This is a genomic window from Brucella intermedia LMG 3301, from assembly GCF_000182645.1.
GTDB lineage: Bacteria > Pseudomonadota > Alphaproteobacteria > Rhizobiales > Rhizobiaceae > Brucella > Brucella intermedia.
This window is the reverse complement of sequence record NZ_ACQA01000001.1, coordinates 1,529,113-1,540,979: the sequence shown is the minus strand read 5'-3', so window position 1 is coordinate 1,540,979 and position 11,867 is coordinate 1,529,113. Positions and strand designations below refer to the sequence as shown.

The following is an 11,867-nucleotide window of genomic DNA, read 5'->3' as shown; positions in this document are numbered from 1 at the left end:
AATGAAAAGGGCATCCGCAAACTGGATCATCAGCTTCTGCCTCGCGGCGGGGCTCGCCCTTTTCGTTCGAAATCCGGCAGATGCAGCGGATAGTCCAAAGCGGGTTGTTTCCATCAATGTATGTACCGATCAGCTCGCAATACTGTTGGCCAGGGAAGGGCAGCTACAATCGGTTTCCTATCTATCGCAGGACCCGGAATTGTCCGTCATGGCTGCGAAAGCCCGGCAGTTGCCGGCCAACCATGCGCAGGCAGAAGAAGTTTTCCTGATGAAGTCCGACCTTGTGCTGGCGGGAACATTCTCCTCGCGAGCGACGGTTGGACTATTGCGGAGGCTCGGCGTACGGGTGGAAGAGTTCGCACCCGCCCGCTCGTTCAGCGATATAGAAGATCATCTGCGTCGCATGGGCGAGTTGCTCGGAAGACAGGCGGAAGCCAGCCGGGAAATCGATAAGATGAAAGCTGCTTTAGCGGCAATCCAGCAGCCTGTCCGTCGCAAGACGGTCGCGCTTTATTACGCCAACAGTTACACATCCGGTCGGGGCACGCTGGTCGATGAAGCAGTTCGCCTTGCCGGACTTGATAATCTAGCCGACAAGGCAGGCGTCAGTGGTTCTGCGCCGCTATCACTGGAAAAACTGGTGCTCGAAAAGCCGGATATTCTGGTGCGCAGTTCCAGAGAACGCGCGCCTGCGTTGGCTTTCGAGAATTTCGAACACCCGGCCTTGCGGGCGCTCGAAAGACAGGCGAAGGCGGTGACGATAGCAGACAATCTGACCGTGTGCGGTGGACCATTCAGTGTGGAAGCCGTGGCAGAACTCGCGGAGGCCGCGCGTGACTGAGCGTAACCGCTTCTATCTTCTGCTGGTCGGGCTGGCCCTGCTCGTGGCTTTGCTTTTCGTTGTTTCGCTGCTGACGGGACCTGCGGCAATCAGCATCCCCGACAGTCTCAAGGCACTTTTCGGCGATGACAGCGAAATGATCGTGCTAGTGATGCGCGAAATCCGTCTGCCCCGGGCATTGCTCGCGCTCCTTATCGGAGCTTCGCTTGGGCTGTCTGGCGCTGCCTTGCAGGGCTATCTGCGCAACCCGCTCGCGGAACCGGGTTTGCTGGGAGTGAGCGCATCGGCGTCGTTCGGAGCGGTTATTGCTATCTATAGCGGCCTGTCGCTTCTGTTTCCGCTGGCCTTGCCGCTGCTTGCGCTGGCGGGGGCTTTTGTGTCGGTGTTTCTCGTCAAGCTTCTGGCGGGGCGGAATGCGGGTACGCTCGCCGTCATTCTGGCTGGTGTCGCGGTGACGAGTCTTGCCGGAGCATTGACGGCGCTGGCGCTCAACCTGTCGCCCAATCCATTTGCAGCAATGGAAATCGTGTTCTGGATGCTCGGATCGCTGGCAGACAGATCAATGACCCATGTCGGTCTTGCCGCACCATTTATTCTCGTCGGCTGGGCGATGCTTCTGGCACTCGGGCGGTCTCTCGACAGCCTGACATTAGGGGGCGACGCTGCCGCCACGATGGGCGTCAATCTGGCTCGTGTGCAGCTTTTTGCAGTGCTGGGTACAGCGGCCTGCGTCGGTGCTTCCACTGCGGTTGCCGGGGCAATCGGTTTCGTAGGACTGGTGGTTCCTCATCTCTTGCGTCCACTTGTGGGTTCGCGTCCATCGCGATTGCTGGTCGCAAGCGGTTTCGGTGGCGCTGGCCTTTTGCTGGCGGCTGACATATTGGTGCGCATCGTCATGCCGGGGCGTGAGCTGAAACTGGGCGTCCTCACGGCAATCATCGGTGCGCCGTTCTTCCTGTGGCTGGTTTTCAAATATCGGAGGCGGCTCGTATGACATCGCTTTCGGTAAAAAATCTTTCCGTTACGCTCGGTGGAAAAGCTGCGCTCAGCGATGCAAGTTTCGCTATTCAGGACGGTGAATTCATCGGGTTGATCGGACCCAATGGTGCAGGAAAGACGACATTGTTGCGCGCTATGCTGGGGCTTGTTGCGTCCCGAGGAGAGATTTCGCTTGATGGGGACGACTTGCGCCGAATGACGGCTTCGGAAAAAGCGCAAAAGCTTGCCTATCTGCCTCAGGAGCGTGATGTGGCGTGGCCGGTATCAGTGGAGATGCTTGTTTCCTTGGGCCGTTCTGCGTTGAAACCGGTCTTTGCGAGCATGAATGCGCAGGACAAGTCGCTTGTCGATAGTGCAATGCAGCGCATGGATGTTGCTCAATTTCGGGACAGGTCCGCAATGGAGCTTTCCGGCGGCGAGCGGGCGCGGGTACTGATTGCGCGTGTTCTGGCGCAGGATACGCCGATGATACTCGCTGACGAGCCCGTGGCAGGCCTCGACCCTTCTCATCAGCTGGGGTTGATGGAGAGTTTTTCCGAACTTGCGCAGGAGGGGAGAACGGTTGTTGCCTCATTGCATGAGTTGAGCCTTGCGGCCCAGCATTGCACGCGCCTGCTTGTGGTGGACAAGGGGCAAATCGTTGCGGACGGGGCGCCAACGGAGGTCCTCACGCCGCAACTATTGCAAGACGTCTATGGCATACATGCGAAAATACTGACAGTCGACGGCGAGTTCATCGTTCATCCTGCTTCGCGTAGAGGCTAGATATTTTTCCATTGGCGGTCCCGGGATGAGGCGTAGATTGTTTCTACAGCCTTCTGCACTTCATAACCCTCGCGAAAATCGGCGTGACCGTTCCTCTGTCCGGCGATGGCAAGCAGGAAGTCGCGGACCTCGATTGTCTTGAGATCATTGAAGCCGATCTGGTGACCGCCCGCGACGCAAAAGGCTCCATAGGGTTCGTGCTCAGGCCCTGCGAATATCTTGCGGAAGCCCTGTTGTCCTTTCTTGTCGGAAAAGAGAAACAGGTCGAGCTCGTTGAAGCGTTCCTGCGAAAAGCATAGCGAACCTTTCGATCCGGAAATCTCGAAATCATGCTGCATCTTGCGACCGCTGGCGATCCAGCTTGCTTTGAGCGTTCCGGTCGCTCCGTTTTCAAAACGCAGGAAAGCACGCGAAACGTCGTCCACTTCCACGGGTTTCATCCTTGAAGGGTTCAAACTATCCGGACGCTCGCTGATAACTGTGACTGCATCTCCCATGACGGCTGTGATCGGTCCGACGAGATAGCGCGCAGCAGCGATGATATGACTGCCGATGTCGGCCAGTGCTCCGCCTCCGCCCACCGGATCAAGCCTCCAGGTCCAGGGGATACGGGCGTCGGCCATGAAGTCCTCAGCGTGAATGCCGCGAAAATTGCGGATTTCGCCCAGTTCACCGCTTTCGATGATTTCCCTTGCCAGCTTTATCATCGGGTTTTTGAGGTAGTTGAATCCGACTGCAGTCTGAACACCGTTCCGTTCAGCGGCGAGCGCCATTTCGAGGCACTCGGCCGCGGTGGGTGCAAGCGGCTTTTCGCAATAGACGTGTTTGCCTGCTTCAATGGCGGCGAGCGCCATTTCCCTGTGAAACCGGTTTGGCGTAGTGATGTCGATGAGATCGATATCCGGGTTTGAGATTAGCGTACGCCAATCGCCGGTGGCAGTTGCAAAGCCCAGTTGTTTTGCGGCTTTTGTCGCCGTTTCCGCATTCACATCGGCCAATGTGTGAAGCCGCACTTCAATCGGCAAGTCGAACACCCGGTTGACGTTTGCGAGCGCAAGGGCGTGGGTCTTGCCCATGAAACCGGACCCGATCAAACCGACCGTCAGAAGCTCAGTTCTACCAGTCATGGCATTCCTCCCGAAACGATGGTCGAGGTGTTTGGCGCTGCGCAACTCCTTTGCGAAATAAGCATATCGTCGGCAGCTTATGCGATTGACATCAGCTACCAGAAATGGAATTATAATTCCACGATAATTTGTTATGAATGTTTCATTCTATTGAATAAACCCAACCTCTGCATGAGTTGCCGGACAAACGCTTGGAGGAGCGCCGGGATGCCGCAGACGAAGGTAAAGCGTTAACGCAAACCGGCGGGGAGTGCCGGACAAGGGAGGAGTGAACATGCAATCTCTATTGAAGTCGGCCGTAGCCGGGGTGGCCTTGCTGGCTGCTTCTGTCGCAGCCCAGGCAGCTGATATTAATATCGTCGTGGTCAGCCATGGTCAGGCATCCGATCCGTTCTGGTCTGTCGTGAAGAATGGCGTTGCGGAAGCGGCGAAGGATACGGGTGTGAAGGTCGATTACCGCGCACCGGAAACCTTTGACATGGTGCAGATGGCGCAGCTTATCGATGCTGCGATCAACCAGAAACCACAAGGTATCGTGGTTTCCATTCCAGATGCGGATGCGCTTGGACCGTCGATTCAACGTGCTGTCGCAGCCGGTATTCCCGTCATTTCCATGAATTCCGGGTCCGATGCTTCGAAGAAGCTCGGCGCTCTGCTGCATGTCGGTCAGGATGAATTCGATGCCGGTAAGGTTGCCGGTGAAGCATTGAAGAATGCTGGCGGAAAGAAAGGCATTTGCGTCAATCAGGAAGTCGGAAACGTCTCGCTCGATCAGCGTTGTGCAGGCTTCAAGGAAGGCTTTGGTGAGGTGACGGTTCTGCCTACGTCGACGGATCCTGCAGAAAACGAAGCCAAGGTTCGTGCGGCTTTGGCATCCGATGCTGCCGTCGACACGATCCTTACTCTCAATGCGACACTCGCGGGTGAACCAGCGGTGAAGGCTGCTGCAGAGAGCGGTCGCAGCGGTATCCACGTTGCGACGTTCGATATGTCGGCTGGCTTTCTGGAGGCCGTCGAAAAGGGACAGGCGGATTTCGCCATCGACCAGCAGCAGTTCCTGCAAGGCTATCTGCCGGTATCGTTTCTCGCGCTTAACGCGAAGTACGGCTTGATGCCGGGCGGCAATGTTCCATCGGGTCCGAACCTGATCACCAAGGACAAGGCCAAGCAGGTCGTTGAACTTTCGGCCAAGGGTATCCGGTAACCTCGTTTCGACCATCAGATATTGAGCCCGCCCATGACAATGGGCGGGAATGGGTTTCTGCGCCCGGAATGTATCAGGAGAAGATCATGAGTGAGCCACTTCCCCATCAAAAGGCCGGAACGGCACCGCTGTCAAAGGATGAGCGTTTGCAATCGGCCAGCCCGTTGCAGCGGCTCCTGAGCCGGCCGGAATTGGGGGCGGTGTCTGGCTTGGTCCTTATAACGATCTTTTTCGTTTCTGTTGCCAATCCTGCGATGTTCACGGCAGCCGGTATCATGAACTTCATGGCGCCTGCTTCGCAGCTTGGCATTCTGGCCGTTGCTGCGGCGCTTCTTATGATCGGCGGCGAGTTCGATCTCTCCATCGGCTCGATGGTCGCCTTTGCTGGCCTGATCTTCGCCGCTGCCCTCGTCGTGTGGCAGGTGCCACTCGCCGTCGCCATCATCGTCACCCTGCTTTTTGCAGCTTTCGTGGGCGTAGTGAATGCCCAGATAGTTATCCGAACGGGGTTGCCATCCTTTATCGTAACGCTCGCCTTCCTCTTCATTCTGCGTGGTCTGTCGCTGGTTGGGCTGAAATGGGCCACGGGCGGAGCCACCCAATTGCGCGGTGTGAAGGAAGCCGTTGCGGGCAGTTATCTTGCCGGGCTTTTTTCCGGCGATGCCTTTCAGGGAGTTTTTGCCTGGATGGCTGAAAACGACCTGATCGCCAAATTTCCCAATGGAGAGCCATCGGTAAGAGGCGTCCCCGTCGAAGTTCTCTGGTTCATCGCCATTGCGCTTATCGCGACCTATGTGCTGGTGCGCACCCGCTTCGGCAACTGGATTTTCGCGGCAGGCGGTGATGCACTTGCCGCCCGCAATTCCGGTGTTCCCGTGCGCCGTGTCAAGACGACCCTCTTCATGTGCACGGCAATGGCTGCAGCACTGGTGGCTATCCTTACCGTTTTGGATGCTGGCTCAACCGACGCGCGCCGCGGCTTCCAGAAGGAATTCGAGGCGATTATTGCCGCGGTGATTGGGGGCTGTCTGCTGACGGGGGGGTATGGCTCTGCGATCGGGGCATTCTTCGGCGCGATCATATTCGGCATGGTGTTGATTGGGTTGACCTATACCCAGATCGATCAGGACTGGTATCTGGTCTTTCTCGGCGGAATGCTGCTGATCGCGGTGCTCTTCAACAATTTCATTCGCAAGCGTGCGACCGGTGAGCGCTGAGGAGGTTTGCCATGACGACGCCCATCATCGAAGTCCGCAATCTCGTTAAACATTTCGGCCCGGTCATCGCGTTGAACGGCGTCTCGTTAAGCGTCGAACCGGGGCAGGTGCATTGTCTGCTTGGCGACAATGGCGCGGGTAAATCGACCCTGATCAAAACGCTGTCCGGCGTGCATAAGCCGACGAGCGGCGACTTTCTGGTTGAGGGGAAGCCTGTCTTCTTCAACAGTCCGCGTGATGCGCTCGATCACGGCATCGCGACCGTCTATCAGGATCTAGCTATGATCCCGTTGATGTCCGTCATGCGCAATTTCTTTCTTGGGCGCGAACCGACAAAGGGCGTCGGACCTTTCCGCTGGTTCGATGCACAACAGGCCGAAGAGGTAACACGCGAGGAAATGCGCAAGATCGGGATTGACGTTCGTGATCCGCAGCAGGCTGTGGGAACGCTTTCCGGCGGCGAGCGCCAGTGTGTGGCGATTGCCCGCGCCGTCTATTTCGGGGCGAAGGTGCTCATCCTTGATGAGCCTACCTCGGCGCTGGGCGTGCGCCAGACAGCGATGGTGCTCAAATACATCAATCTCGTGCGCTCGCGGGGGCTGGGCGTCATCTTCATCACCCACAATGTTCGTCATGCCCATGCGGTCGGCGACAAGTTCACGGTTCTCAATCGCGGCGTAACGCTTGGAACGCGAACCAAGAACGATGTGGACATGGACGAACTGCAAAGCCTGATGGCGGGTGGGCAGGAGCTTGCCGACCTGACTGCCGAACTGGGCGGCAGGGTTTGACCGGGATTTTCGGAGTGTAGAATGAACGGACAATTCAGCGGTAAAGTTGCTGTCATAACGGGAAGCACCCAAGGGCTGGGAGCAGCAACGGCGAAACTGTTTGCTGAAAGAGGGGCGAAAGGTCTCGTGATATGCGGGCGTTCGGCTGAGAAGGGGCAGGCACAGGTCGATCAGTTGATAAATACGGGAACAGAAGCCGTTTTCGTTCAGGCCGATCTTCAGAACGTGGAAGACTGCCGCAAGATCATCTCGGAAGCTGATAGTGTGTTTGGACGGCTCGACGTCCTCGTAAACGCTGCTGGTCTGACGGATCGGGGCACCATTCTGGATACCGACCCCGAACTGTTCGACCGTTTGTTTGCGGTGAATATGCGAGCGCCGTTCTTCCTCATTCAGGAAGCGATAAAGCTCTTCCGACGCGACAAGATTGAGGGAACCATCGTCAATATTTCTTCGATGTCCTCCATGGGCGGCCAGCCATTCATTGCAGCTTACTGTGCTTCCAAGGGGGCGCTCGACACGTTGACCCGCAACGTGGCCTATTCGGTGCTTCGCAACCGCATTCGCATCAATAGCCTGAATATTGGCTGGATGGCATCGGACGGCGAGGATCGGATCCAGCGCGAATTTCACAATGCGCCGGCGAACTGGCTCGATGAAGCGGCCCGGAGCCAGCCTTTCGGAAGGCTGATCGATCCGGCCGAAGTTGCCCGTGCGATAGCTTTCCTGGCCTCAGAAGAATCCGGATTGATGACCGGCGCCATCGTGAATTTCGATCAATCCGTCTGGGGCGCGTATGGTGCATCTCCGCATCCAGATCAGCCGCTTTAGCGGCTGACAGTATCCGTATGTTCGAATGAGGGGTTGGAGCCTGGTTTGCCAACTGAAATGGTTTGATAGATATTTCCGTCGAGATTGCGAATATTTGTATGTTGCTTTGTTCGAGTATTGCTTGAGCAAAGCATAAAATATTGTGAGAAATTTTTATATCCCTTCTTGCGCTTGCAATTTCAGGTAGTTAGAGCATCTGTCTGCCTGACCGATTCAGGCTGTGTGTTTCAAGCAGTTGTTTCAGCCGTATTAACGCAATGTCAAAGCCTCCCTTTCGACTGCGAATTCGCTCTAGACAATAAGCTGGCACAGACACCGTTTTAATTTGCGCTGAAAGGACCAGCATCGTGGAGCAGGCAAAGAACGGAACCCGCAAGGGTGGGCGCAAGGCGCTGTGGGCGGCTGTTGCGATAATCGCTATCGCTGCCGCCGGTTTGACCGGATACAAATTCACACTTGAGAAGACCATTACATCGCAGCTTGAAAAGCGTGGCGGCAAGGCATCTTCCGTCGACGCGGATTTTCTCGGACGTATCCACCTGCGCGACGTGACGTTGCCGCTGAAGGATGGCTCTAACGTTCGTATTGCGTCGGTCGATGGTCGCCCGAAGTTCCTGTTCCTCACGGGGATGCTGAATGCGTCGGGCATCGATACAGAGATCGGAAACTACAAGATTTCCATTCCAAGCGTGGCGATCGAAGACGCCAATTTCGATAGCGCCATGCTGAAGGACACTTTCGGCAATAGCGGTCTCACGCTGCCGGAGCGCGTTGGCCGTTTCTCGGCAAAGCGCCTCACCGCGCAGGAAATCAAGGTCGTCCAGACGGTTGCGAATAACGAACAGAACATTGTCTACAAGGACGTTGCGCTGGAAGATATCAACCTCGGTAAGGTTGCTCGCTATACCGCTGGCAGCACAGATTTCGACTTTACGGTTGAAGTTCCTGACGAAGACGGCGAAAAAGCCACAGACAAAATGACGGGCACCATCGGTGCCGCAGAAGGCAAGGACATAGATGGTGTCTTCCTTGCACGCCTTTATACCGAGAAGGCAGGTCCGGACGACAAGGAGGCCAAGCCGGTCTACGGTCCGTTCTCGGCGAAAAATATCGTCATGAAGACGAAGGATGTGACCTTCAGCTACGATGAAGTTCGCAGCAACGGCTTTTCAGCTCGTATGCCTGCCGTACCATTCACCGAAAGTTTGCAAAAGCTGCAAGCTCTCGAAAAGATGGACGAACCTTCCCCGGCAGAAACGCGTGAGCTTATTCTCCAGCTGACCTCCCTGTTCGAGACGATCGGCAAGGGTGATGTCGAGCTGATCGGCATGAAGATCGAGCCTACCGACGCCTCGAAGGGCAAGGGCGGCATCGAACGCATTGCGGTCGCTTTCGACAATCAGAAGATGGACACGACCATCAAGGGTTTCGGGTTTGCGGAAGGCCCGGATTACATGAAGATGGAAGAAGCTTCCTTGCAGGGCTTCTCCTGGGCGACATCAATCGAAGCGTTGAAAAAGTTTGCGGCGCTGAGCGACGATCAGATTGAGAACTTCCCTTATACGACCATGCTTCCAGAATTCGGTACGCTTCGGATTGTGGGAATCGACGCAGACCTGCCATACGACGAATCTGAAGATGTAGATACAGGCGAAGAAAACGCGGACGATGCGGATCAGGCTGCCACGGAAGAAACGTCGGTTCCTTCGCTGCCGAAACGCATTCAGTTTGCCATGAAGAGCTATGAAGTCTCTCTCAACAAGCCTTACAACGGCATTCCGACCGACGTGCGCGTGGCTTACGAAGATATGTCGCTCAAAGTGCCGGCACAGGGCGATGACGAATTCTACCAGCAGCTTCGCAAACTTGGTTATGACCGTCTCACCATGTCCTCAAATTTCGAGGCCAACTGGGATGAAGCAAACCAGAATCTGATCATCAAGGACATCTCGGTCAGCGGTAAGGATATGGGGTCCGTGTCCATGTCGGGCTTGATGGGGGGCTTCACCAAGGAGTTCTTCTCAGGTGACAAGGTGATGACACAGGTCGCTTTGCTTGGGCTCAAGGCCAAGCAGGTAAACCTCAAAATCCAGGAAAAGGGTATCATCGCCAAGGGCATCAAAATGTATGCCCAGGAAAATAATATGACCGAAGACGAAGTGCGCAGCACTGTGTCTCTGATAGCTGCAGCCGCTCTACAGGAACTGGCAGCGGATCAGCCGCAGTTACAGGATGTTGCGGCGGCGTTTTCTACCTTCCTTGCAAAGCCGAATATTTTCGAGCTGGCCGTCAAGGCGAAAGCCGATAAGGGCATTGGCGCCCTTGAAATGGTAGCTGCGTCGCAGGATCCGCTCACTTTGCTCGACAAGGTCGATATCGAAGCCAAGACGGAATAATCGGCTATTCAATCGACATAAGCGAAACGCCGGCCTTTGGCCGGCGTTCTTGTAATCAGAGCTTCACCAAAACATTACACAAGGGTCATGCCCTTGAAATACAAGGGTCCTAGTAAGCCTCGGAAATAACGAGGCCAACATGACCAGAAAAAATGTCCTGCTTATCGTCGTTGATCAATGGCGAGCAGATTTTATCCCTCACCTGATGCGGGCGGAGGGGCGCGAACCTTTCCTTAAAACTCCCAATCTTGATCGTCTTTGTCGGGAAGGCTTGACCTTCCGCAATCATGTCACGACGTGCGTGCCGTGTGGTCCGGCAAGGGCAAGCCTGCTAACGGGCCTCTACCTGATGAACCACCGGGCGGTGCAGAACACTGTTCCGCTTGACCAGCGCCATCTAAACCTTGGCAAGGCCCTGCGCGCCATTGGCTACGATCCCGCGCTCATTGGTTACACCACCACGACACCTGATCCGCGCACAACCTCTGCAAGGGATCCGCGTTTCACGGTCCTGGGCGACATTATGGACGGCTTTCGTTCGGTTGGCGCATTCGAGCCCAATATGGATGGGTATTTTGGCTGGGTGGCCCAAAACGGCTTCGAACTGCCAGAGAACCGCGAAGATATCTGGCTGCCGGAAGGTGAACATTCCGTTCCCGGCGCTACCGACAAACCGTCGCGCATTCCGAAGGAATTTTCGGATTCGACATTCTTCACGGAGCGCGCTCTGACATATCTGAAGGGCAGGGACGGCAAGCCTTTCTTCCTGCATCTTGGCTATTATCGCCCGCATCCGCCTTTCGTAGCCTCCGCGCCCTACCATGCGATGTACAAGGCCGAAGATATGCCTGCGCCTATACGTGCGGAGAATCCGGATGCCGAAGCGGCACAGCATCCGCTCATGAAGCACTATATCGATCACATCAGACGCGGTTCGTTCTTCCATGGCGCGGAAGGCTCGGGAGCAACGCTTGATGAGGGCGAAATTCGCCAGATGCGCGCTACCTATTGCGGACTGATCACCGAGATCGACGATTGCCTGGGGAGGGTCTTTGCCTATCTCGATGAAACCGGTCAGTGGGACGACACGCTGATCATCTTCACGAGCGATCATGGCGAACAGTTGGGCGATCATCACCTGCTCGGCAAGATCGGTTACAATGCCGAAAGCTTCCGTATTCCCTTGGTCATAAAGGTTGCGGGACAGAACCGGCACGCAGGCCGGATCGAAGAAGGCTTCTCCGAAAGCATCGACGTCATGCCGACCATCCTCGAATGGCTGGGCGGGGAAACGCCTCGCGCCTGCGACGGCCGTTCGCTGTTGCCGTTTCTGGCTGAGGGAAAGCCCTCCGACTGGCGCACGGAACTGCATTACGAGTTCGATTTTCGCGATGTCTTCTACGATCAGCCGCAGAACTCGGTCCAGCTTTCTCAGGATGATTGCAGCCTCTGTGTGATCGAGGACGAAAACTACAAGTACGTGCATTTCGCCGCCCTGCCGCCGCTGTTCTTCGATCTGAAGGCAGACCCGCATGAATTCAACAATCTGGCTGGCGATCCTGCTTATGCGGCCCTCGTTCGTGACTATGCCCAGAAGGCATTGTCGTGGCGGCTGTCTCATGCCGACCGGACACTCACCCATTACAGATCCAGCCCGCAAGGGCTGACAACGCGCAACCATTGATCTCAGGAGCAA

The 11,867-nt window shown here is 56.1% G+C and carries 10 protein-coding genes; 9 read left to right on the top strand and 1 reads right to left on the bottom strand.

Annotated elements, in window-relative coordinates:
- The first annotated feature begins 1 nt into the window (after window position 1).
- Genes OINT_RS07365 through OINT_RS07355 form a run of 3 tightly spaced genes read left to right on the top strand, consistent with a single transcriptional unit; the run spans window position 2 to window position 2,605 of the window.
- Window positions 2–841: an ABC transporter substrate-binding protein gene (locus tag OINT_RS07365; protein ID WP_006467154.1), complete on the top strand. Its 840-nt coding sequence runs from the start codon at window positions 2–4 to the stop codon at window positions 839–841.
- The gene (locus OINT_RS07360; RefSeq protein WP_006471707.1) at window positions 834–1,835 is read left to right on the top strand and encodes a FecCD family ABC transporter permease; all 1,002 of its coding nucleotides are present in this window, start codon (window positions 834–836) and stop codon (window positions 1,833–1,835) included. The genes OINT_RS07365 and OINT_RS07360 overlap by 8 nt, the downstream gene beginning before the upstream one ends.
- The gene (locus OINT_RS07355; protein WP_006471708.1) at window positions 1,832–2,605 is read left to right on the top strand and encodes an ABC transporter ATP-binding protein; all 774 of its coding nucleotides are present in this window, start codon (window positions 1,832–1,834) and stop codon (window positions 2,603–2,605) included. The genes OINT_RS07360 and OINT_RS07355 overlap by 4 nt, the downstream gene beginning before the upstream one ends.
- On the opposite strand, the gene OINT_RS07350 is transcribed toward OINT_RS07355, so the two are convergent.
- The gene (locus OINT_RS07350) at window positions 2,602–3,732 is read right to left on the bottom strand and encodes a Gfo/Idh/MocA family protein (protein ID WP_006471709.1); all 1,131 of its coding nucleotides are present in this window, start codon (window positions 3,730–3,732) and stop codon (window positions 2,602–2,604) included. The two genes, OINT_RS07355 and OINT_RS07350, sit on opposite strands and share 4 nt — an antisense overlap.
- A 274-nt stretch (window positions 3,733–4,006) precedes the next feature.
- Here OINT_RS07350 and OINT_RS07345 point away from each other — a divergent pair, with 274 nt between their 5' ends.
- The 6 genes from OINT_RS07345 (at window position 4,007) to pehA (ending at window position 11,855) form a co-directional block, all read left to right on the top strand.
- Window positions 4,007–4,936 carry a sugar ABC transporter substrate-binding protein gene (locus tag OINT_RS07345; RefSeq protein ID WP_006471710.1) on the top strand — a complete coding sequence of 310 codons (930 nt, stop codon included), beginning with the start codon at window positions 4,007–4,009 and terminating at the stop codon, window positions 4,934–4,936.
- A gap of 86 nt (window positions 4,937–5,022) precedes the next feature.
- Window positions 5,023–6,153, top strand: coding sequence for an ABC transporter permease (locus tag OINT_RS07340; RefSeq protein WP_006471711.1), 1,131 nt, complete (start codon window positions 5,023–5,025; stop codon window positions 6,151–6,153).
- 11 nt (window positions 6,154–6,164) lie between these two features.
- Window positions 6,165–6,944 carry an ATP-binding cassette domain-containing protein gene (locus tag OINT_RS07335; RefSeq protein ID WP_006467147.1) on the top strand — a complete coding sequence of 260 codons (780 nt, stop codon included), beginning with the start codon at window positions 6,165–6,167 and terminating at the stop codon, window positions 6,942–6,944.
- Window positions 6,945–6,965: 21 nt separating this feature from the next.
- On the top strand, window positions 6,966–7,775 hold the full coding sequence (locus OINT_RS07330) for an SDR family oxidoreductase (protein WP_006467146.1): 810 nt from the start codon (window positions 6,966–6,968) through the stop codon (window positions 7,773–7,775).
- A 347-nt stretch (window positions 7,776–8,122) separates the two neighbouring features.
- A complete protein-coding gene (locus OINT_RS07325) occupies window positions 8,123–10,171 on the top strand; it encodes a hypothetical protein (RefSeq protein WP_006467145.1) in 2,049 nt (682 codons plus the stop codon).
- A gap of 139 nt (window positions 10,172–10,310) precedes the next feature.
- Window positions 10,311–11,855: a phosphoric/sulfuric ester hydrolase PehA gene (gene pehA / locus OINT_RS07320; protein ID WP_036565182.1), complete on the top strand. Its 1,545-nt coding sequence runs from the start codon at window positions 10,311–10,313 to the stop codon at window positions 11,853–11,855.
- Window positions 11,856–11,867 lie beyond the last annotated feature (12 nt).

Bases quoted from the DNA above. Each gene is read 5' to 3' on its own strand.
- OINT_RS07365 (WP_006467154.1), top strand. From the start codon at position 2: ATGAAAAGGGCATCCGCAAACTGGATCATCAGCTTCTGCCTCGCGGCG.
- OINT_RS07355 (WP_006471708.1), top strand. From the start codon at position 1,832: ATGACATCGCTTTCGGTAAAAAATCTTTCCGTTACGCTCGGTGGAAAA.
- OINT_RS07350 (WP_006471709.1), bottom strand. From the start codon at position 3,732: ATGACTGGTAGAACTGAGCTTCTGACGGTCGGTTTGATCGGGTCCGGT.
- OINT_RS07345 (WP_006471710.1), top strand. From the start codon at position 4,007: ATGCAATCTCTATTGAAGTCGGCCGTAGCCGGGGTGGCCTTGCTGGCT.
- OINT_RS07340 (WP_006471711.1), top strand. From the start codon at position 5,023: ATGAGTGAGCCACTTCCCCATCAAAAGGCCGGAACGGCACCGCTGTCA.
- OINT_RS07335 (WP_006467147.1), top strand. From the start codon at position 6,165: ATGACGACGCCCATCATCGAAGTCCGCAATCTCGTTAAACATTTCGGC.
- OINT_RS07330 (WP_006467146.1), top strand. From the start codon at position 6,966: ATGAACGGACAATTCAGCGGTAAAGTTGCTGTCATAACGGGAAGCACC.
- pehA (WP_036565182.1), top strand. From the start codon at position 10,311: ATGACCAGAAAAAATGTCCTGCTTATCGTCGTTGATCAATGGCGAGCA.